Here is a 21,851-nt window from a genome sequence, read left to right as displayed (position 1 = left end):
GAGTTACTGAATCTCCTTATAGGCATAAGTGTATATATTTATACCCGTCGGGTGCATTATAATCCCCTTGACGTTTTTCTGAGTGGCAAGCAGGCTCTTTATGTGGAAAAGGGGTATGACCGCCACGTCTTCTCGGACAATGGTGTCCTCGATCTTCCTGTAGAGCTCTTTTCTTTTCTCGGGATCGACTTCAGCCCTGGCCTTTTCAAGCAGGTCCTGTATCTCTTTGTTGTTGTAGCCTGAGGACATCTGGTTTGTCCTCGCGAAGAAGGTGTACAGGTAGTTGTCCGGGTCGGGGATATCCGCCCACCAGTTGCCATGGTTGGCCGGTATCTTGCCCTTGTTGCGGGCGTCGCTGAAGGCGGCCTTTTCCACGATGGTTATCTCCAGGTCAAGGCCGACTTCTTTAAGCATGGCCTGGATGGCCACGTTGGCGTCTGTGAGCCGGTCGCCGCCCCTCTGCCAGGCCTGAAGCTTGCCTATGTTGCCCAGTTCCCGGACGAGCTTTTTGGCTTCTTCGGGGTTATAGTCATAAGCCGGACCTGTTCCCTCCTCGTAAGCACCGGGTATGCCCGGGGTCACGAAACTCTTTGCGACGGTTCCTCGCGGGCCGTACAACGCCTGCACCAGTTTTTCTTTATCTATGGCCATAGCCACGGCCTTCCTGAGCCTCACGTCGGACCACATGGGATCGCTCATGTTCATGAGGAAGTAATAGGTATTAAGAGCCACTCCTTCAAGCACTTCGTATTTGCCCGAATCCTTTATCCTCTGGTATTCGTTGACGGGTATAATGCACACATCCAGGGTGCCGTTCTCAAATTCCATCAGGGCTGTGGTAGCGTCGGGCACTATCCTGTAGTGGATGCAGTCCAGATAAGGAAGCCCGGGCTCAAAATAATAGGGATTCTTCTCCAGCACTATTTCTGTGTTCGGCACGTAGCTCTTGAGCCTGAAAGGCCCGGTGCCGATGGGGTTGAGCCTCCAGTTGTCACCGGCGGCCTTTACCAGTTTTTCGGAATATATGGACGCGGCGGGGACCGCCAGGTTGTTGAGGAAGGGCGCATAGGGTTTTTCCAGTATTATCTGAAACCTGTAATCGTCTATCTTCTTAAATCCCTCTAGGGAAGCGGCCTTGCCCTCCATGAACTTCTTCGCACCAAGAATCGGCTCGAACAGCCACGTGCTCATCCCCTTGCCGTTTGGGTCCAGCATGCGTTCTATGGTGAACTTCACGTCGTCGGCCACCAACTCGGTTGTGCCGTCGTGGAACTTGACGCCCTTTTTGAGTTCGAAGGTGTAGGTCCTGCCGTCGGGAGAAACTTCGGGCATTTTGGCCAGCAATTCGGGCTCCAGTTCCAGCGTATCGCCCTTATACCTTAAAAGGGTGCTGTAAAGCTGGCGCGCCAGTGTGTACATAACGAGAAATGTATTTTCCTGCACATCAAAACCGTTGGGGTCGTCTTCCAGATAGTCGTTCAGAACCCCGCCCTTTTTAATCTCACTGCTCTCTGGGGGCTCTGCCTGATCGGCGGACCTGGAGCATCCGGCTATCGCCGGCGCCACCATCAAGATAATGAGCAGAAGAGCCAAAACTCGCTTTCTCACAGCGGAAATCCTCCTTTTAAATATTTGGGAATAAAATGATCTTTCTCCTCACCTCCAGATCTTAACGGAGCTTATCTGTTAAATAATATTCCTGTCGTGTTCTTCGTATGCCGCGCCTCGTTTTCCCCCGGAAAAAAATCCAGCCGTACATAGTCAGACAGTGCACGAGCTGGATTTTGCCGCCGTACAAGCTTCCTTATAACTTAAATTTCCACCTTTGACCGTCGGCCAAAAATGTGAAATAATAAACTAAAGAAGGAAATGTTAAACGGTTATTTCCTGAAAAATAATATTTATTTGTTTTTGATATTAGAAATTATTTCATCAGGGGGTCTTCAAATGGAGAGATGGGCAGAACTAAAAAATAAAATACTCGAATGGGGCGGTTCCGACGTGGGGTTTTCCAGAGTGGAAGACTTTTTGCCCGAAAGCCACAAACACCTGAAATGGGCCGTTACCGTGGTTTTCCGTCTGTCGGACCAGATAATGGATGATATTTCCGGTGGCCCCACCCATGCCTATTTTCACCATTACCAGACCGTGAACGCACTGCTCGACCAGATCGCCCTGCGTGCTTCTTCGCTCATCCAGGACTGGGGGTACAGGGCCATGCCGGTTCCTGCGTCTCAGATCATTGATAATAAGGAGTCAATCGGATTTTTCCAGCACAAGACAGCGGCCACCAGGGCCGGATTGGGTTGGATAGGAAAGAGCGCCCTGCTCGTCACCAAAAAATTCGGACCCAGGGTGAGGCTTGCGACGATCCTCACCGATATGCCCCTTCCCGAAGGAACGCCCGTTGAAGAGAGCGGGTGCGGCGGCTGTACGGTATGCGTAAAAAGCTGCCCGGCCGGTGCCATTAAAGGCGAAAACTGGTTCCCGGGCATAGAAAGGTCGAGACTGTTCGATCATGAGGCGTGCAGTGGTTGTATGAAGGAACAATTCGGCTACATAGGCGCGGGCAAGGTGTGCGGAATATGCGTCTCCCGCTGCCCCAGGGGAAGGTCTGGTCAGCAATAATAATCGGGCTTCCGCTTTTAACGGAAGCCCGATTCATTTACCGCATCCATGCCCTCTACCGCATTGTAAGAACTCCGGACCAGCGGACCCGATGCCACGTATTTGAATCCGAGGTCGTAGCCAATTTTTCGGTACCTCTCGAACTGTTCCGGGGTTACATATTCCGCCACCGCTATGTGGCTTGAGGAAGGCCTGAGGTACTGGCCTATCGTCATCATATCGCAGCCGACCCCGACCAGGTCCTTCATGAGGTCAACCACCTCTTCTTCCCTCTCACCCAGACCTACCATGATTCCCGACTTGGTGTAGATGGCCGGGTCGAGTTCCTTCACCTTTTTCAAAAGGAAAAGCGACCTTTCGTAATCGGCCATCGGCCTGACCGCCGGGTAAAGCCTCGGTACGGTCTCAAGGTTGTGGTTTATAACATCGGGTTTGGACTCAACCACCGTCCTTATGGCCTCTTCATCTCCACGGAAGTCCGATACCAGCACTTCTACGGTGAGGCCGGGGATTTTCTTAAGCTCCTTCACAGTCCTGGCGAAATGCGATGCGCCGCCGTCGGGCAGGTCGTCCCTGGTCACGCAGGTTATCACCGCATGTCTTAAGTTCAGTGCCCTGGCGGCTTCGGCCACCCTCCTGGGTTCATCCTCATCCGGGGGCGCCGGATGCCCCTTTTCCACAGCGCAAAACCTGCAGTTTCTCGTGCAGATATTCCCCATTATCATGATGGTGGCGGTTTTGCGGGAAAAGCACTCCCCCATGTTGGGACAGTGGGCGCTCTGACATACGGTGTTCAGTTTTACCGTTTTTAAAAATTCCTCCATGTGCTTTAATTCCGCCGGGTTTATCTTGACCTTCAGCCATTCGGGTTTATTCATCATGCAATCCTCCCGCCATCGATTCAAGCCTGTTCTCGTCGATTTCTTCAAACCTCACGCCGAACACTTCCTCGAATTTACCGATCAGCTTCTCCCTCACCCGCTCCGGGTCTTCTTTAATCCCCAGTTTCTCAAGGGAGGTGACGCCGAATTCCCTTATTCCGCAAGGGAAAATCCTTCCGAAATATGTTAGGTCGGTGTTAACGTTGAAGGCGATACCGTGCCAGGTTATCCAGCGCTTAACGGCAATGCCTATCGCGCATATCTTCTCGTCGCCCACCCAGACGCCGGTGTACTCCGGCTTCCTGCCGGCCCTTACGCCGTAACCGGCCAGCAGCCTTATCACGGCCTCTTCCAGCCTGTCCACAAAAAGGTGGACATCCTTCTCCCACCGGTTCAGGTTCACCACGGGATAGGCCACGATCTGGCCCGGCCCGTGAAAGGTGATATTGCCGCCCCGCTCTACCTCATGCACTTCAGCGATTTTCCTTAGCTCCTCCAGCGGCACCAGCAGGTTTTCGTAACCGCCGGCCCTACCTATGGTGTAAACCGGCGGGTGCTGCAGGGTTATCAGGATCATGTCGGCGAGCCCAGACTTTACGGCTTCCACAGCCTTGAGCTGCAGTTCCTTGCCTTCCAGGTACGGCACAAGTCCCTTTTTCATCAATAAAGCTTTCATCGGACGCTTCATCCTTCCCTGTACTCAAAAACCGGCACTTCTATAATCTTTTTAGGATTGGATTCATATAGATATTGGTCCAGTCTAAGCGCCGTCTCTGCATCGTAGTATTTTTCCTCACATTCCTCACATACAAGAGCCGGAACATTTTCTATGATAATTAATTTTTCATTGACCCACTTATCTACCCGCACTCTCTTTTTAACCAAATTACCTTCGCAGTATAAACATTTTCCTTTTAAAATAAGTTTTCTAATCATCCTTATATCGAGCTCTTTCACGATTTCTCAATCTCCTATACTCATTATAACATAAGATGAAATCTGCAGCATCTAGAAATAAAGCGGGCTTATACATTTTCTTAATTTATGATGTACTTCCCTATGCATAGAGTGAGAGCATGACTGCTCCCGCTCTCTATAGCGCTAAACACCCTCTAGCGATCCCGCCCGATCGAACTCACCAGCCAGCGCCCATCCACCTTTTCGAGTGTAAGCTGCTCGATATGGTAGCGGTCGTCGCCGTCCGGCTGCACTTTAACGTGCACAACCGCCCGACCCCTGCATGACTCCCAGCACCCTTGCGTCATAAACCTGCACGTTCAGCTTGAGATCCGGAAAAGCCCTTTTCTGATCTCGCTTTCAAGAGGTCCGTTCGCCATCTCTAACAGCGTCCGGCGGTCATTACTGTATTCGGCCTTTACAAAGGCTACACTCCTTGCTAATACGGTGCGCTGCAAATTCCATTGCCACCTGTGAGAAACACTTCCGTAAAGGAGCAAACGGGTGACGACGCCAGCCAAGAATACGATAAACGGCCGGAAATTACGCGGTGCCATCATAAAGCCTCTCCCCCTGCAGTCATTACCATTCAAAAATGATTAAAAAACCTAATAAGATACTAATTACTGCCGGGATACCGCCAGCCATTAAGAGAAAATTTCCATACTCAAAGTTCAGCATCTTATCAATTCATGTTCCGGACTTATATACACCTTAAAATACGACCTTCCGAAAATTAGAACTAAGATTAGGATTACTAAATAAAGGAGTGCCAAAAAAGGCGAAAATCTTTCGGCATAACCTTTCAACAAGTAAATCACCTTTTTTTAATTGCTTAAAGAGGGTGTAGTTACAGATTCCCGGAAATTATTTAAAAAATCACGATCAATGGGACCATCAAGAACTGTATATCTGTAGCCGCTTATTACTAGATCGCCATCGCTGAATTTACTAAAAGCAATAAATCCTCCTCTGCCATAATGGAAATTAATTATATAATCATTCCTATCTATTACTTTTTGCGATTTACTTTTTTTATACTTAATATTTTCTGAAAAAAGATATTAATTCTGTAATATTCTCTTTATCCTGGATTACTTTCGATTGATTGTTATAGATAATTTCCACCATATGGACTTTGTCAAGATTAAGGTCTACTGCTTCATCAATAGTTTTCACTCTTGAATCGTATAAATTTTTTATTATCGGAAGACCGAACCAAATTAGTATAAACAAGATAATAATTTTCATTTGCTTGCTCATTGCAATCACCTCCGCTTCACATTAAGCCAACAGCGGATTAAATTGACCACCGGCAGGAAGCTACACCGGCGGTGACAGCCGGTTAACACACCATCAAGTTTTATCGCCGCCTGAGCCTTCCCTTTTCGATTTACAGCAGTGAAATAACACCACCTCCGGAACTTAAAAAAATAAAAGCTATGAAGACCCATAGCTTTTTAAACAACAGTACATTTCCGGCACGCTTACGAGGTTAGCTGACGGGTTCGGGTTGAAGCAGTAAAAGAATCTAATATCAAACAATGTTATTACCTTTATTTAACATATGGCATATACCTACTGTTTTTTCGACTTCCAGCACAAATGCTATACCCTTGCCCGGTTTGTTAAGCTCTACAGCGTTTGAAACAGCCTCCAAAACCTTTCCTGTTTTAGTACTGTCAATCAAGGTTAAAACTATTTCTTTTTCAGGTTCTATGGGTATGCCGAACAGCTTTGCATTCTCATGTATTCCTGTTCCACGCCCGTCTATGATTGTACCACCCTCTGCTCCGGCCTTTTTAGCGGCTTCAACCACTTCTTCCGCAAAACCTTTATTTACAATCGTTACGATTAGGTCAAATTTAATATTGCAATCCTCTGTCATTTAAATTCCCCCCTGCATTCTCAACAGGTGAATAACCCCTGTGAGTCCTTTGATATTTATAACAAAGCCAATGCCGTTTCCAGGCTTATTCAGCTTTATCTCGTCGATAATCACCTGCAGGACATCATTCACCTTATCCTCTTTGACAAGGGTGAGTATTATTTCCTTCTCCGGCTCAAAATTTATCCCCAGTAAATCAAGAAAAGACCTTTTGGCCGTCCCCCTTCCTAAGAGGATCGTCCCTCCTTCGGCTCCAGCCCTTTTGCCAGCTGCAACCACCTTGCTTGCTTTACCCTTATTTACAATTGTTACAATTAGTTTAAAACTCTCGTCCACTGTAAATTCGCCTTTCATCACCGAGCTTCTCCTTCCTGCTGTACAAAACCCCAAGGATAAGAATTGAAATTATCGGTGTTAAAGCCACAAGGGAAACCATTCCAAACCCATCTATCAGAGGATTTCTGCCTTCAAGCTGCTTTGCCACTCCAACAGTCATCGATAATATAAACGTGACCGTCATCGGCCCCGTTGCCGCGCCTCCCGCATCAAAGGCGATGGCTACAAACTCGGAAGAAACATACTTTGTCATCAACAATGCTATTATATACCCCGGCACAATAAAATACCAGAGGGAAATTCCCGTAAGGACTCTAATCATCGACAGCGAAACAGAGAATGCTACGCCGACACATAAAGTATAAATCATTATTCTTTTATTAATATGCCCGCTGGAAGCTTTTTCAACTTCAATGGCTAGAACCTGTACTGCAGGCTCTGCCATAATAACTGCGAATCCCATCAGAAACCCAATAGGGATTAAAATCCAGTTATAGTCTAACGAGCCTATAGCCATACCCATCAGTTCGCCTACGGGTAAGAAACCAACGTGCACTCCCTGCAGGAATAAAGCCAGCCCTGCAAACGTCAGTATAATCCCTTTGACTATTTTTATTACCTGACGCTTCGGCAGTTTTAACATAAAAATTTGAAAAAAGACAAACAGCACGACGAGGGGGGACAATGCAATGGCAACATCCTTCAATGCGGCGGGAAAACCTTCAAACAGCGCGCTTATCATTTGTAAAACACCCCCAATAATAAAACTGCCAAAATCGGTCCTATGGATGCCAAGGCGATCAATCCAAAGCTATCGCTGGACGATGTCCTTTTCCCGGTAACCGAAGCCACACCCACCCCGAGGGCTAGTATAAACGGCACCGTCATGGGACCGGTGGTTACTCCTCCGGCATCGAAGGATACGGCTACGAATTCCGGAGAAGTAACCAGCGCCAGCAAAAATACCAAAGCGTATCCGATAACCAGCAAATAATTGATTGGGATTCTCAAGAATATGCGAAGCAGGGCTAAAGAAACGAAAATACCCACACCACAAGCCACCGCCGTTACGATGATAAACTTACTTATGGCTCCGCCCGAGACCGAATCGACCTGTCCCGCCAATACCTGAACATCGGGTTCAGCAACGGTCACGGCAGAACCTATTACAAACCCGAAAAATAATATGAGCCACAGTTTGCCCTTTGTGACCAGCGAAGAACCTACCATTTCTCCTACGGGCAAAAAACCCACCTTTGCACCGATTAGAAAAAGGGTAAGCCCCAGTATGACCAAAACAGCACCGCCGATGAAATTTATAAAAACATTGGTCGGAAGTTTAGCTACCGTAAGCTGCAATATCGTCACCAATACGGTAATCGGAACAACTGCGCTAAAAACTTCTTTTACCGTTTCTTTCATGTCAAATGGACCCCTCCTTTGATAGACGGCAATGATGTTCGCCGTTTAGAGATACATAAGATCCGTTATTATACGTGGTTTCTTTTGTATTTGCTCCCGTGGAAATAATGAGGAATGATTTTTCGGATGTATTTACGAGAATCGGAAAAGGCTGCGGTAAAAAAAGAGTTGGTTCGCGAAGTAGAGTCCATCTGAACTGTAAAACCGACATAAAATTCTCCCGGTATCAAAGGACATTCTATTTTCCGGCTATCTCCCAAAGAAAAAGCAATGGCCGCGTATGCGGATCTGATGGAAAAAATAAAGAGGTATTTATGAGGATGAACATCCGGGGGGTTCAAGTCTGAAAAGTTAGCAGGTATAAATTGAAATATTAAAAATATTGCGAGTATTATCGCCAATACATACTTTATTACCTTTAACGGCATTTAAACCTCCTTAAAACACATCTTTTTACTGCTTTTTATATAAAGTATATCATATTAAACCCATTTATAAAACCTTATTTAGATCAAGCTTAATGTGTTTACCCACCCCCGGAGCCGCCCGACTTTCCTCCGAGGTGGGATTCAAGGTAAAATCGGTAAGTTGCCGCCGCCAGAACGGCACCGTATAGGGGAGGCACTCCGGATAAGTCCAGGTTAACATCCATTCCGAAAATAATACCTCCGAGCCTGCCAGCAAGTTTTCCCGTCCCGGGGTTGAAAATAAGATTTACGTCGAATCCGTCGAAAACCCCGCCGCACCTGCCGGTTATTTTACCGTTGCTGCTGGAAAGCACTATATCGTTCCCTATCACATCGCCTCCCAGGCGGCCGCGGGCATAATCCCCGCCGATTTCTAGCCTCAGGTCTTTCCCGAAAACGGCACCGCCTATCCTGCCCTCGAGAAACATGCCCTTGGGGTCTTTCTTCAGATTTATATCGGCCCCTATTATTGGACCTCCCAGTCTACCGTAAATGCCGGTGTCGTCCATCCTGCATTCCAGACTGTATCCTCCTACCGGCCCTCCGATGCGGCCGTTTATGGTGTTCACATTTTTCCCCTCCATTACAGATTCCCAGCATATTTGATCCTCTTTGAAAATGCGTAACACCCCTCTCCGCGAAGGGGTGTTTACGGCTGAGAGTTAATTAATCTTACCGATAATACTGCCTAGGACTTTCACGAATTTCTCCTTCACTCTCTCGGATACTTCCAGAACTTCAGCGTGGGACAGGGGTTTATCCAGAATTCCTGCGGCCATATTGGTGATGCAGGATATTCCCATGACCCTTATTCCCATCTGTCTGGCGGCGATCACCTCCGGAACCGTAGACATGCCCACTGCATCGGCCCCGATTGCTTTCAGCATCCTTATCTCCGCCGGCGTCTCGTAGGAGGGGCCTTTCAGGAAGGCGTACACCCCCTCCCTGTACTCCAGTCCCGCCTTTGCAAAATCCTGCTTTGCCTTATTCCTGAGCTCCACGTCATAAGCGAAGGTCATGTCGAAAAACCTGGGCCCCAGTTCGGGGATTTCTTCCCCCGCTGCCGGGTTTTCCCCCGTCAGATTGATATGGTCCTTTATGATCATAAGGTCTCCCGGACGGAAGTTCTCATTAATCCCACCTGCGGCATTGGTCACTATCAGCGCCTTTATGCCCAGCAGTCCCAGAACCCTGGTGCCGAAAACCACCTTCTGTACAGGGTATCCTTCGTAAAGGTGAAACCTGCCCTGCATCACCGCCACAGTCCTGCCGCTTGCCCTGCCGAAGACCAGATTTCCCCTGTGCCCCTTTACCGTTGAAACCGGAAATCCCGGTATTTCTGCATAGGGTATCCCTATCCTGTCCTCCAGCCCGTCGGCAAAGTCCCCCAGGCCGCTGCCCAGAATTATTCCGATTTCCGGCTCCGGCACCGGGCGGGATTTTATATATTCCACGGCCTTCTTGAGTTCATCGTAGTAAGTCAAGATTTGACACCTCCCAGAAAGCTTCTATTTGGACCGGTGGGACTTGTTTTCCCCTTTATACCTCCATTGTTATGGATTTAAAGCTCTTTCCATTGGAGAGCTTCTCACACCCCAGGAGGTCCGCCACCGTCTGGCCTATATCCGAAAACGTGAAGAGCACGCCCAAATTTATACCTTGCCTCACCCTTTTGCCTGTAACCAGCACCGGCACGTACTCCCTCGAATGATCGGTACTCGGGGTAGTTGGATCGCACCCGTGGTCCGCCGTTATAATAAGTACATCGTCACTTTTGAGTTCTGCCAGGATCTCCGGCACCCGGCCGTCGAAATCCTCCAAGGCCTTTGCATACCCTGCCGGGTCGTTCCTGTGGCCGTAGAGCATGTCGTAATCCACCAGGTTTGCCATGATCAATCCCCGTTCCAGCTGCCGCATGGCAAGAAGGATCTTGTCGACTCCGTCCATATTTCCTTCGGTATGGTATTCCACGGTTATTCCCTGCCCGGCAAAGATGTCCCAAATCTTTCCTACAGCGTATACATCCATACCGGCTTTTTTCACCTTATCCAGCAGGGTCTCCTGCGGCGGTTTCAAGGAAAAATCCTTACGGTTGTAGGTCCTCACGAAGTTTCCGGGAGTGCCGACGAAGGGCCTTGCTATAACCCTTGACACCGCATGATCGCCCCGAAGTATTTCCCGGGCAATGGCGCATATCTCGTAGAGCCGTTCGGGCGGTATGACCTCTTCATGAGCGGCTATCTGGAAGACCGAATCCGCCGATGTGTAAACTATGGGGTAGCCGGTCCTCATGTGCTCTTCTCCGAGCTCTTCTATGATCTGGGTACCGGAAGCGGGCCGGTTCCCCAGCGTTTTCGTCCCTATCCTCTTTTCGAATTCTTCTATTACCTCAGGTGGAAAGCCTTCCGGGTAAACGGGAAAGGGTTTTTCCAGGATTATACCTGCTATCTCCCAGTGACCGGTTGTGGTGTCCTTCCCGGCGGACTTTTCCGCCGCCTTACCGTACGAAGCTTCCGGCTTTGGCACCGGTGGCACGCCCTGGATTTCAATTATATTCCCCAGGCCCATCCTCCGCAGGTTAGGCATGTTAAGGCCCCCAACCGCCTTCGCCGTATTGGCCAGGGTGTTGCTGCCCTCGTCGTCGTAGAGGGCCGCGTCGGGAAGTTCCCCGACGCCGACGCTGTCGAGCACGATAAGTATTACCCTCTCTGCCATCCTTCAGTACCTCGCTCTTCAAAACTCCTCTATATTTTCTGCAGTTACCCTGGCCCGTATAACCCTTCTTGTTTCCACCTTTTCCCGGGTGATTCGGAAAGCCCCCCTGACTTCTTCAGCGGCCCACTGGAGTTTTTCCTCATCGTTGGCGTATATTACCGCCAGCGGTTTGCCCTTTTCCACCCCGTCCCCGACCTTGCCGCAGAGCCATATGCCTACGGAATGGTCTATCGCATCATCCTTTTTCTGCCTGCCGGCACCCAGCTTCATGGCCGTGAGACCCAGCCTCAGCGCATCGATCTTCTCGATGCAGCCGTCTTCCCGGGCTTCAACTCCCCGGCTGAAGCGGGCTCGGGGCAGCAGGGAATAATCTTCCAGAGCGTCGGGGTCACCCCCCTGGCGCCTGACGATTTCTTTGAACTTTTCGAGGGCTTTACCGCTCCTTATGTTTTCGAGGAGTTTTTTTCGGGCCTTTTCTTTATCTTTCTCCACACCGGCCAGCAACATCATCTCGGATCCGAGTTCCAGGCACAGGTTCAGCAGGTCTTTATGGCCCCTTCCCTTCAACGTCTCCGCCGCTTCGATAACTTCTATACCGTTACCTATGGCAAGGCCCAGGGGCTGATCCATATCCGTCACGTAAGCCACCGTCTGCCTGCCGGCCAGTTTGCCGATGTTCACCATAATTCTCGCCAGCTCGAGGGCGTCCTCGTACCTCTTCATGAAGGCGCCGCCTCCGAATTTTACATCCAGCACGATCCTGTCGGCTCCGCCCGCTATCTTCTTGCTCATAATGGAAGCGGCTATAAGCGGAATGGAGTCAACGGTAGCCGTTACGTCCCTGAGTGCGTAAAGTTTTTTGTCCGCGGGCACCAGGTCCTTCGATTGGCCGGTGATGGCCGCGCCTGCCTCGTTGACAATCCTTACAAACTCGTCTTTGGAAAGTTCAGTCCTGAAACCCGGAATCGACTCCAGCTTGTCAATGGTTCCGCCCGTGTGGCCAAGGCCCCGGCCGGACAACTTGGCTATCTTTACTCCCGCCGAGGCGGCAAGGGGCAGCAGCACCAGAGTGGTGGTGTCGGCTATCCCGCCGCTGGAGTGCTTGTCGACCTTCACGCCCTCGATCGCCGAGAGGTCCACCATTTCCCCCGATCGGGCCATGGCCATGGTCAGCTCCGTTGTCTCCTCCTCGTCCATGCCCCTGAAGTACACGGCCATTAAGAAGGCCGACACCTGATAATCGGGGATTTCTCCCCTCACATAGCCTTCTATTAAATAGCGGATCTCCTCTCCGGAGAGCTTGCCGCCGTTTCGCTTTTTCTCTATGATCTCGGGGACGAAAAACATATAAGTTCGCCTCCCTTCAAAGCATCAGAGTTTAAACCCGTACGGTAATAGTTCCTCGGGGGTCGTCCGCATGACCCGGGAACCGTCCCTGTTGGAGAGCAGCACCACGGCACCGGACGCCAGCTCGAGAAGCACCTGCCGGCAGGCACCGCACGGCGAAACCGGTTCATCCACGCCGGCGGCCACAGCCAGGGCTACTATATCCCTTTTTCCTTCCGAGTATGCCTTGAATAGCGCCACCCTCTCGGCGCAGACGGTGAGTCCATAAGACGCATTTTCTATGTTGCAGCCGGCAAATTCGCTGCCGTCGGAGGCCAGCGCGCACGCTCCTACCCTGAACCGCGAATAAGGGACGTAGGCGTTCTCCATGGCCGCCACGGCCCTTTCTACCAGCCTTTTTTCGTCAATCATTCGATCCCCTCCCTAAATCCTCTTGCGCACTATATAGAATCTGAACTTTTCGGGGGAGAAGAAATTTGAGGAATAGAAAATAGGATTATGGTTTTCATCGTAGTGGAGCTGCTCTAAAAGCAGCACCACTGCGGACTTCGACCTGAAATTCAGCTTTTTGTACACTCCCGCAACTTCCGCCTTTACCGGCACTATATCCGATACAGCGTAGGAAATGTATATCCCCAGATCATCCTGCAGGTAGTCGAACAGCGACTCCTTCTCCAGCCTGAACTCCTTTTTCACGAACCTGGCGGGTATCCGGTCGATGCAGAAGAGAACGGGGATTCCGTCGGCTGTCCTGACCCTCTCGACCCTGTAAATCTCTTCGTCGTGGGAAAGCCCCATCATCGAGGCTTCCCGCTCGCTGGGGCGAACCCTGGTTATAACCACGTCTTTGGTTCCCGGCTTCATGCCCTGCCTTTCGATGAGCTTCGTTATGCTTGCCAGCTCCTCCATACCGCTCTTTATAACCGGAATTTTCGATACAAAGGTACCGACGCCGTGGTATCTCTTTATCAGCCCCTCGTCTTCCAGGATACGGAAGGCTTCCCGGAGTGTGGCCCGGCTCACGCCGAGCTTTCTTGAGAATTCTATTTCGGAGGGGAGCTTATCACCCTCCTTCAGCTCCCCGTTCATTACCATTTCCTTGATTCTTTGAACGACAATCTCGTATCTTGTGGGAAACAGCATCAGCGAAGCAACTCCTTTAGGCGGAAAGATTAGCTATATATCATTTCATCCCTCTCTCGTACGGTATGCCGTCCGCAGCGGGAGGCGTGGACTTTCTCACCACCCCGGCCAGCACCGCCAGGGTGAGGACATAGGGGATCATCTTGATGAACTGGTAGGGTATCGCGCCCCCCTCTACAACTCTAAAGCTCAGGGCTTCGGAAAAGCCGAACAGGAGCGCAGCCCACAGTGCTCCGGCGGGTTCCCAGTTCCCGAAAATCATGGCTGCCAGGGCAATGAAACCTTGACCCTGGGTCATGCCTTCCACGTACATACCGGTGTGTTCCAGGGCCAGATATGCCCCCGACAGTCCGGCCAGCATACCGCTCAGGAGCACGCCGGCGTATTTCATCCTGAATACGTTTATGCCCAGCGTATCCGCCGCCAGCGGATTTTCCCCCACCGACCGGAGCCTCAGCCCGAAAACCGTGCGGTTAATAACAAACCTCGTGAGGGGAACCAGCAGCAGAGCCAGAATTATAATCGGGGACACGCCGGAAACCAGGGGCTTTAAAAACTCGATACCTGCGAGTACCGGGATATCTATTTTGGGGAGGCCCGCTACGTGGGGACTGGTGGTAGCCATTTTAAAAATCGCCTGGCTAAGAAAACGGCAGCTTCCGTACGCCAGAATGTTTATAGCGACGCCGCTGACTATCTGATCCACCCTGAAAGTAACCGTGTTGACCGCGTGGATGAGGGCCAGAAACATACCCGCGGCCATCGCCAGGAGCAGGCCGAAATACGGCCCGTAATAATACGACCCTAGAGCCCCCCAGAAGGAACCTACGATCATCATGCCCTCAAGGCCTATGTTTACAACCCCCGCCCTCTCGGTGAACACGGCTCCCAGAGCTGTAAGAAGTATTGGAACGGCCATTCTCAAACTTGAAGCGAGGAGTTCTGAGAGGAACATACGCGCACATCCTCCTTTTTCTCCAGGCGCTTAATATAGTCGTTCATGACCTTGGTTATTACCACGATCGACATTATCATGACGGCCTGGAGGATGACTATTGTATCCATCGGCACATTGAGCAGGGTCTGAATACCCTCCGCACCCCTTTTCAGAAAACCGAAGAGCATCGCCGAAACGATTATGCCGAAGGGGTTGTTCTGGCCGATCAGAGCCACCGCTATACCGTCAAATCCGTAGTTTCTGGGAAAATCCAGGTCCATGTAGCCGAAATAGCTCAGCAGGTCCGAGAGCCCCACCAGCCCGGCCACGGCTCCGCTCAGTAAGAATCCAACCATGTATACCCGCTCGGGCTTTATCCCCGCCGTCCTGGCCGCCTCCTGGTTTTGGCCTACCGCCCTCAATTCAAAGCCGAAGGGCGTGTACATTAAAAGGTAATAGGTGAGGCCGGCCATCAGCAGCCCCAGCGGGAAAAACCAGTTCAGGTAAACGTGCCTCGGCAGTTCTATGCCGAACAGCCCCAAAAGCCCGTGCAATTTCGGCATCAATGCTGACGGGGGCAGCTTCGGCGTCCTTGCGAGCATGCTGCCCAAGCCGTCTAACAGCTTCTGCGTCCTGTCCATGAATACGTCGGCGATAAGGTAATGAATGAGAGAATAGGATATATAGTTGAGCATAATGGTGCTTATTACCTCATGAACGCCTCTTTTCACTTTAAGATATATAGGTATAAAAGACCATAACATTCCTCCCAGGGCGCCGCACAATATGACAAGGGGGAGATGGATGACGGCAGGCAGTCCTTTCAGAGTAAATCCGGCCAGGGCTGCAAAAAAAGCCCCTATTAGGTACTGGCCCTCCACGCCTATGTTGAACAGCCCCATGCGGAATCCCAGGGAAACGGCGAGACCAGAAAAGATAAGCGGCGTCGCGTTATAGAGGATGATGGCTACGCTGTCAAGCCTGCTCAAGCTGAACCGGAAGATAGTGTAAAACACCTGCCAGGGGCTCTTGCCGATGGCGAGAATCACTATGGAACTTATAAAGGCCGAAAGTACGATAGCCAGAACCGGCGCTAGAATCCTCATCACCGTTATGAGGTATTTTCTTTTCATGCTCCTTCACCTGCCTTTACTCCGCCTCCGAGCATGTACACTCCCACATCTTCGGGGGTCACTTCTTCGGGCCTGAATTCCGCCGTTATCCTCCCGTTGTACATCACACCTACCCGGTCGGAAAGCGAAAGCACTTCTTCCAGGTCGGCGGATATGAGGAGGATTGCCTTGCCCTCTTCCCTCTTTTTCAGCAGCTCTTCGTGGACGAATTCCGCAGCCCCCACGTCGAGTCCCCTGGTGGGCTGGGAGGCTATTATAACCCTGGGATCCCGGGAAAGTTCCCTGCCCAGTATGACCTTCTGCTGATTGCCGCCGGACAGTCCATCAATCGATTGGTCGATGGAGCTCAGCCTGACCGAATATTCCTTCACCCTCTTTTCCGTGAATTCCCGGGCGGTTTTCAGATTCAGGGACGGCTTTTTTAAAAACTCTTTTTTCCTGTGATAGCCCAGAATCATATTCTCCCACACTTTCATGGGCAGTACGAGCCCCTGGCGGTGCCTGTCTTCGGGGATGAAGGCCACGCCGAGATCCCGGATCTCCCTTATGGAGAGCCCTGTGGCCGTCCTGCCGCAAATGGTCACCTGTCCGGACGAGGTCTTTCTGAGGCCTATTATTGCTTCGGCCAGCTCCTTCTGGCCGTTTCCCTCGATGCCGGCGATGCCATAAATTTCACCGCCTCTGATTTCAAGGGAAACACCGTTTACAGCCGGCTTACCGGTATTCTCCCTCACCACCAGGTCCTTTACCGAAAGGAGCACGTCCCCGGCGGGGACCGGTGTTTTTTCCAGTTTCATAAAAACGGGCTTGCCTACCATCATCCTGGCCAGTTCTTCCTTGGTGACCCGGGACGGCACCACGGTGCCCACCACCCTGCCGCGCCTCAGCACGGTTATACGGTCGGCGATTTCCAGGACTTCGTCCAGTTTGTGGCTGATAAAAATTATGGTTTTCCCTTCCTCCTTCAACCTCCTCAGGTTGGCAAACAGCTCTTTCACTTCCTGGGGCGCCAGTACCGCCGTGGGTTCGTCCAGCACGAGAATATCGGCCCCCCTGTACAGCACTTTCAATATTTCCACCCTCTGGGCCTGGCCTACCGATATCTCTTCTACGCGGGCGTCCGGGTCCAGGGAAAAATTATAAAGGGACAGGAGCTCACCGATGACCTTACGGCACTTCTGCTCGTCAATGACCATACCGGCCCTCTTTTCGGCGCCCAGAATTATGTTTTCCAGCACCGTAAACCTGTTAACCAGCATAAAGTGCTGGTGGACCATGCCTATTTTAAGCTCGATTGCCCTGCCGGGAGAAGTTATCCTCTCCCTCTTTCCGAAAATATATATCTCGCCTTCATCGGGCTGGTAAATACCGGCAAGAATCTTCATAAGAGTGCTCTTACCGGCTCCGTTTTCACCCACAATGGCGTGGACTTCTCCCTTTTCGATTTCCAGGGTTATTCCGTCATTGGCCACTATTCCGGGAAAGCGTTTTGTAATTCCCCTCAAGACAACGGCTTTATCCAAGATCGCACCTCCGTTCGGGGATTGTAAAAACGGGGGTGACAAGGCTAATGCCACCCCCGAAGCTGTTACTTAAAAAGGCTCTTCTCAAATTCCTGGTATTCCTTTTTGTCAACCGGCACCTTTATTTCGCCTTTTATTATCTTGTCCTTAAGCTCGTCGAGCTTGGGCTGTATGTCCGATATCAGCTCTTTGTTGTAGTCGTTCACGGCATAGCTTACGCCGTTTTCGGCAAGGCCGAACACCGAGTATCCACCTTTGAAGTTACCCTCGACCAGCGATTTGATGGTCTCGTATACGGACACGTCGACACTTTTAAGCATGCTGGTGAGTATATACGGCCTCTGGTCTTCCTTGGCAGTCAGAGACTGATCGGAATCCACGCCTATGGCCAATTTCTTTTCGGCTGCAGCGGCTTCTATGACGCCTACACCAGAAGCGCCGGATGCGTGATAGACTACATCGGCACCGGCCTTAAACTGCTTCAGGGCCAGCTCCTTGCCCTTCACCGGGTCTTTGAAAGCCTCTCCGGTGGTACCTATGTAGTCCGACAGGATCTCAATATTCGGGTTGACGTATTTGGCGCCCGCCATGTAGCCTACCTCAAACCTCTCGATGAGAGGTGTCTTCATGCCGCCCACAAACCCTATCTTACCGGTTTTGGACTTCATGGCTGCGGCGGCTCCGACCAGGAAAGACCCTTCATGCTCTTTGAAGAGCAGGCAGGTCACGTTGGAATTCTCGTCAAGTCCGTCTATAAAACCGTCGATAAGCCCGAATTTCACATCTGGAAACTCCTGGGAAACTTTCTGGATGTGTTCCGTGAAAAGGAACCCTACACCGAAAATGAGGTCATAGCCGTTCTCAGCGAGAAGTCTTAAAAGCTGCTCCCTGTCCTGGCCGCCTCCCGAGGGCTCCCTGTACTCCACCTCTATCTTGTCAGCAAAATCTTCTGCGGCTCTTTCAAGACCAGCGTAAGCGCTGTCGTTGAAGGAAAGGTCGCCGCGCCCGCCCACGTCAAATACCAGGCCGACTTTTAGTTTCTCTGTCTCCGGTGCCTGCTGCCCCTGCTGTTGTTGCTGCTGGGGCTGCTGCTCCTGTTTGGAACATCCCACAAGCAAAGCTGCCACCAGCAGGAAAATCAGGCCCACCGCTAAAATTTTACGGACCTTCATAAAAAAAATCCCTCCCAACGGCTTTAGTGATTTAAACTTCCGAACCACGGATGCAGGTTTTTAATCCGCCCCGTCCCCCCTCTCCCTCCGGTTGCCCCTGATGTCTGACATCTGACCATTTTCATTTTAGCAATTTTCAGCAGAATGTGTCAAGGATTTTTATTAAGAAAGGAACCTCAATTCCTACTTGAATAAAATTACGAGGACCGGTTTCATTACCGGCCCTCGTATAAAAAGCTATTCCTGTATGTATGCTTTTGCCAGTTCTACGTACCCCTCGGTGTTCTTTTTTATTTTATCTATCTGTTCCGCCGTCAGCTCCCTTACCACTTTCGCCGGTATCCCTACGGCCAGGCTGTACGGAGGGATTTCCCTACCCTCGGGCACCAGCGAGCCGGCGCCTACCAGGGCTCCCTCACCTACCACGGCACCGTCAAGCACGATGGCGCCCATGCCGATGAGGGCGTTGTCTTTAATGGTGCACCCGTGAAGAATGGCATTATGCCCGACAGTCACATTGTTTCCGATCGTCACCGGGTGCCCATCGGCGACGTGGATTACGGTGCCGTCCTGGATATTGGAATTGGCCCCTATCTTTATGCTGTTGATGTCTCCCCTTAGTACCGCCCGGTGCCAAACGCTGGAGTTCTCCCCCACCGTAACATCCCCTATGATGTCAGCGGTGGGCGCAATGAAACAGCTTTCATGGATATAGGGTCTTTTTCCTTTAAAGTCCTGAATCACCTTTGAAAGTCCCCCTTAACTCTTGTTTTTTTAATCGAATATTTCTCCTAAATTCACTGAAAACCCTTCTAGGACAGCAGACTTGATCTCGCCCCCGCCGGGGCAAATTTCCGGTACCCCGTATTCTCCCTCGCTGTTGAGCCTGTATACCATTACGGTCCTGTTTTCCGGATTGGCTATCCAGTATTCCCTCACGCCGTGCCTTTCGTATAAATTCAGTTTTTTAATGTAATCCATCGATGCGGATGAATGTGATACTATTTCGATTATCAGATCCGGCGCCCCTCTGCATCCTTTTTTATCTAGTTTTGATCTATCGCAGACTACCAGTATATCGGGCTGGACTACCGTCCTTACGTCTTCGTCTTCTTCATCTCCTTCCGGCAACCTTACATCAAAAGGCGCGCTGAATACCTCGCAGTTTTTGCCCGTAAGAAAAAGATCAAGTCTTACAAGCATCTTCCTCAAAACTCTCTGATGCTCCAGCGAAGGGGAAGGGCTCATATCGTAGGCAATCCCGTCTATCAACTGCCACCTGCCGTCCCCGGTCCAGGATAGGTAATCCTTATAGGTGTATTTCCCTTTTCTATCCCCGACGGGTTTCATAAAAACACCCCTTCGTCCTGTAAAATGTGATAAATGTCATACATATTTTATCACAAATTGATAGAATATAGAAAAGAAATCGGATTATCCGGAGGTATATAAAATGGAAAACGCCAAAAACCTTATCAAAAACATAACCCATGCCGAAGTGCATGATATCGCGGACCTGGTGGAGTACCGGGAGGGCAGGGTCGAAAGCCGCACCCTGGCCCAGGGCAAAAATGTGAGCCTCACCCTGTTCGCCTTCGACAAAGGGGAGGAAATCAGTGCCCACTCCTCTCCCGGCGTCGCCCTGGTTCAGATCCTGGACGGCGAGGCCGAAATAACCATAGGAGACAGAAAGTTCCGCCTTAAGGCCGGCCAGATGATAGTGATGCCAGCTGGCATTCCCCATGCCCTTTATGCAGTGGAAAGATTTAAGATGTTCCTTGCGGTGGTTTTCAACCCTTAAGGGACCAGGCTTTAAAAGCGGTTACAGGAGGTGATCTGTGTGTCGGAACTCATACATAACCGGGAATATCGCATTAAAGCCCTGAAGGAACTGATAATGGACCTTCACAGGGGAAAAAGCGTGGATGAGGTGAAGCAGAGGTTCAAAGAGATCATCAAGGATGTATCCGCCGAAGAAGTCTCGGCCATGGAGCAGGCGCTCATACAGGAAGGCATGCCGGTGGAAGAGGTCCAGCGGCTCTGTGACGTGCACGCGGCCATATTCAAGGACGTCCTTGAGCAAAAGCCCGAGCCCCACGCCATCCCCGGCCACCCGCTCAATACTTTCTTTAAGGAAAACCGGGCTATCGAAAAGCTGATCGACACCGAGATAAACCCGCGGCTCGAAGGGTTAAAAAACGCTCCGGCCGAAAGCGAAAGAGAAGCCGCCCTGTCACTTCTGGAAAAGGTAAACCTCCTGTTTGACGTTGAAAAGCACTACAAGAGGAAGGAAGAACTCCTTTTCCCTTATCTTGAAAAATATGGTATTTACGGGCCTTCCAAGGTAATGTGGGGTGTGGACGACGAAATCAGAAACGACCTCAAACAGGTAAGGGATATGCTTTACAACTACCGCCCGGGCTCGAAGGCCGAGGTAGTGGAAAAGGTAACGGCCCTCACAAATAAGATCAAAGAAATGATCTTTAAAGAGGAAAAAATCCTCCTGCCCACGGCCGAACAGAAGCTGACCGAGGACGAATGGTACGAAATATATAGGTCCGAGGACGAGATCGGCTACTGCCTAGTGGAGCCCGAAGCCGAATGGAAACCCCAGAGGGTAGACCTCGATAAAATGGGCGAGACCATCGCCGATGACACTACAAAAGGGTTCGTTAAGTTTCCCACGGGCATGCTGACCCCAAAAGAAATCGAGCTCATTTTCAACCACCTGCCGGTAGATATAACCTTCGTGGACAAAGACGATACCGTCAGGTACTTCTCGGCCACCAAGGAACGCATCTTTACAAGACCTAAGACCATAATTGGCAGGAAAGTACAGAACTGCCATCCGCCCGCCAGCTACCACATCGTGGAGAAGATCCTCCGGAACTTCAAAGAGGGTAAAAAGGACGTGGAGGAATTCTGGATAAACCTCCATGGAAAGCTAGTTTACATCCGCTACTTTGCGGTCAGGGACGAGGCCGGAAACTACATGGGTACTATCGAAGTCACCCAGGAAATCAGCCGTATAAAGGAACTTCAGGGAGAAAAAAGACTGCTTGAAGACTGAAATAAAACAAGCTGCCCCTTATAAAGGGGCAGCCAGACTGTCGACAAAGTAACTGTCGACAGTCTTTTTTTGCAAAAGCTAGTACAAAAATCATCAGCTTTTTAGTAAAATTAAAGAAGATACAAAAATATTGTGGGGCGATGAAATGTTAACGAAGAAAAATCGAGAAATAATAGAGCAGGTAGAATTAGTAAGCATCGATAGCTTAGTACCTCAAGACCATCTCCTTAGG

General features: G+C 50.5%; 24 protein-coding genes. 3 read left to right on the top strand and 21 right to left on the bottom strand.

Annotated features, from left to right (window positions below; all coding sequences use genetic code 11):
- Positions 1–3 precede the first annotated feature (3 nt).
- Positions 4–1,608 (bottom strand): ABC transporter substrate-binding protein, encoded by a 1,605-nt coding sequence (locus LZ11_RS05095; RefSeq protein WP_148866827.1) that lies wholly within the window; start codon positions 1,606–1,608, stop codon positions 4–6.
- 339 nt (positions 1,609–1,947) lie between these two features.
- Here LZ11_RS05095 and LZ11_RS05090 point away from each other — a divergent pair, with 339 nt between their 5' ends.
- Entirely contained in the window at positions 1,948–2,628 is a 681-nt protein-coding gene (locus LZ11_RS05090) for a 4Fe-4S double cluster binding domain-containing protein (RefSeq protein WP_148866826.1), read from the top strand.
- A 17-nt stretch (positions 2,629–2,645) separates the two neighbouring features.
- On the opposite strand, the gene lipA is transcribed toward LZ11_RS05090, so the two are convergent.
- The 20 genes from lipA to LZ11_RS04990 all read right to left on the bottom strand — a co-directional run bounded on the left by lipA (position 2,646) and on the right by LZ11_RS04990 (position 19,899).
- Positions 2,646–3,506 (bottom strand): lipoyl synthase, encoded by an 861-nt coding sequence (gene lipA, locus LZ11_RS05085; protein ID WP_148866893.1) that lies wholly within the window; start codon positions 3,504–3,506, stop codon positions 2,646–2,648.
- Positions 3,499–4,185 carry a lipoyl(octanoyl) transferase LipB gene (gene lipB, locus LZ11_RS05080; protein WP_222927192.1) on the bottom strand — a complete coding sequence of 229 codons (687 nt, stop codon included), beginning with the start codon at positions 4,183–4,185 and terminating at the stop codon, positions 3,499–3,501. The genes lipA and lipB overlap by 8 nt, the downstream gene beginning before the upstream one ends.
- A gap of 8 nt (positions 4,186–4,193) precedes the next feature.
- Positions 4,194–4,466, bottom strand: coding sequence for a type II toxin-antitoxin system MqsA family antitoxin (locus tag LZ11_RS05075; RefSeq protein ID WP_222927191.1), 273 nt, complete (start codon positions 4,464–4,466; stop codon positions 4,194–4,196).
- Positions 4,467–4,786: 320 nt separating this feature from the next.
- Positions 4,787–5,026: a hypothetical protein gene (locus LZ11_RS05070; protein WP_148866824.1), complete on the bottom strand. Its 240-nt coding sequence runs from the start codon at positions 5,024–5,026 to the stop codon at positions 4,787–4,789.
- A gap of 977 nt (positions 5,027–6,003) precedes the next feature.
- Complete coding sequence (locus LZ11_RS05065) at positions 6,004–6,354, bottom strand: P-II family nitrogen regulator (protein ID WP_148866823.1); 351 nt, start codon at positions 6,352–6,354, stop codon at positions 6,004–6,006.
- Complete coding sequence (locus LZ11_RS05060) at positions 6,355–6,708, bottom strand: P-II family nitrogen regulator (protein ID WP_148866822.1); 354 nt, start codon at positions 6,706–6,708, stop codon at positions 6,355–6,357.
- Positions 6,674–7,432 carry a DUF1538 domain-containing protein gene (locus tag LZ11_RS05055; protein WP_148866821.1) on the bottom strand — a complete coding sequence of 253 codons (759 nt, stop codon included), beginning with the start codon at positions 7,430–7,432 and terminating at the stop codon, positions 6,674–6,676. Before LZ11_RS05055 ends, LZ11_RS05060 begins: the two co-directional genes overlap by 35 nt.
- Positions 7,429–8,112 (bottom strand): DUF1538 domain-containing protein, encoded by a 684-nt coding sequence (locus tag LZ11_RS05050; RefSeq protein WP_148866820.1) that lies wholly within the window; start codon positions 8,110–8,112, stop codon positions 7,429–7,431. Before LZ11_RS05050 ends, LZ11_RS05055 begins: the two co-directional genes overlap by 4 nt.
- A 526-nt stretch (positions 8,113–8,638) precedes the next feature.
- On the bottom strand, positions 8,639–9,148 hold the full coding sequence (locus LZ11_RS05045; protein WP_148866819.1) for a hypothetical protein: 510 nt from the start codon (positions 9,146–9,148) through the stop codon (positions 8,639–8,641).
- 93 nt (positions 9,149–9,241) lie between these two features.
- On the bottom strand, positions 9,242–10,063 hold the full coding sequence (locus tag LZ11_RS05040) for a purine-nucleoside phosphorylase (protein ID WP_148866818.1): 822 nt from the start codon (positions 10,061–10,063) through the stop codon (positions 9,242–9,244).
- Between the two features lie 55 nt (positions 10,064–10,118).
- Positions 10,119–11,294 (bottom strand): phosphopentomutase, encoded by a 1,176-nt coding sequence (locus LZ11_RS05035; RefSeq protein WP_148866817.1) that lies wholly within the window; start codon positions 11,292–11,294, stop codon positions 10,119–10,121.
- A gap of 18 nt (positions 11,295–11,312) precedes the next feature.
- The gene (locus LZ11_RS05030; RefSeq protein ID WP_148866816.1) at positions 11,313–12,641 is read right to left on the bottom strand and encodes a pyrimidine-nucleoside phosphorylase; all 1,329 of its coding nucleotides are present in this window, start codon (positions 12,639–12,641) and stop codon (positions 11,313–11,315) included.
- A 24-nt stretch (positions 12,642–12,665) separates the two neighbouring features.
- On the bottom strand, positions 12,666–13,052 hold the full coding sequence (locus LZ11_RS05025) for a cytidine deaminase (RefSeq protein WP_148866815.1): 387 nt from the start codon (positions 13,050–13,052) through the stop codon (positions 12,666–12,668).
- 12 nt (positions 13,053–13,064) lie between these two features.
- Positions 13,065–13,784, bottom strand: coding sequence for a GntR family transcriptional regulator (locus LZ11_RS05020; RefSeq protein WP_148866814.1), 720 nt, complete (start codon positions 13,782–13,784; stop codon positions 13,065–13,067).
- Positions 13,785–13,824: 40 nt separating this feature from the next.
- Entirely contained in the window at positions 13,825–14,739 is a 915-nt protein-coding gene (locus tag LZ11_RS05015; protein ID WP_148866813.1) for an ABC transporter permease, read from the bottom strand.
- The gene (locus LZ11_RS05010) at positions 14,706–15,854 is read right to left on the bottom strand and encodes an ABC transporter permease (protein WP_148866812.1); all 1,149 of its coding nucleotides are present in this window, start codon (positions 15,852–15,854) and stop codon (positions 14,706–14,708) included. Before LZ11_RS05010 ends, LZ11_RS05015 begins: the two co-directional genes overlap by 34 nt.
- Positions 15,851–17,377, bottom strand: coding sequence for an ABC transporter ATP-binding protein (locus LZ11_RS05005; protein ID WP_148866811.1), 1,527 nt, complete (start codon positions 17,375–17,377; stop codon positions 15,851–15,853). Before LZ11_RS05005 ends, LZ11_RS05010 begins: the two co-directional genes overlap by 4 nt.
- Before the next feature lie 65 nt (positions 17,378–17,442).
- A complete protein-coding gene (locus LZ11_RS05000; RefSeq protein WP_148866810.1) occupies positions 17,443–18,549 on the bottom strand; it encodes a BMP family lipoprotein in 1,107 nt (368 codons plus the stop codon).
- 237 nt (positions 18,550–18,786) lie between these two features.
- The gene (locus tag LZ11_RS04995) at positions 18,787–19,293 is read right to left on the bottom strand and encodes a gamma carbonic anhydrase family protein (protein ID WP_148866809.1); all 507 of its coding nucleotides are present in this window, start codon (positions 19,291–19,293) and stop codon (positions 18,787–18,789) included.
- A gap of 30 nt (positions 19,294–19,323) precedes the next feature.
- A complete protein-coding gene (locus tag LZ11_RS04990) occupies positions 19,324–19,899 on the bottom strand; it encodes a Uma2 family endonuclease (RefSeq protein WP_148866808.1) in 576 nt (191 codons plus the stop codon).
- 103 nt (positions 19,900–20,002) lie between these two features.
- Between LZ11_RS04990 and LZ11_RS04985 the strand changes: the two genes are divergently transcribed.
- Both LZ11_RS04985 and LZ11_RS04980 read left to right on the top strand, forming a co-directional pair.
- Positions 20,003–20,350, top strand: a complete 348-nt coding sequence (locus LZ11_RS04985) for a cupin domain-containing protein (RefSeq protein ID WP_148866807.1) — start codon at positions 20,003–20,005, stop codon at positions 20,348–20,350.
- Between the two features lie 39 nt (positions 20,351–20,389).
- A complete protein-coding gene (locus LZ11_RS04980; RefSeq protein WP_148866806.1) occupies positions 20,390–21,619 on the top strand; it encodes a DUF438 domain-containing protein in 1,230 nt (409 codons plus the stop codon).
- Positions 21,620–21,851 lie beyond the last annotated feature (232 nt).

Origin of the sequence: Thermosediminibacter litoriperuensis (genome assembly GCF_008124715.1) — a bacterium.
GTDB classification, from domain to species: domain Bacteria; phylum Bacillota; class Thermosediminibacteria; order Thermosediminibacterales; family Thermosediminibacteraceae; genus Thermosediminibacter; species Thermosediminibacter litoriperuensis.
This window is presented reverse-complemented; position numbering and strand designations above follow the sequence as displayed.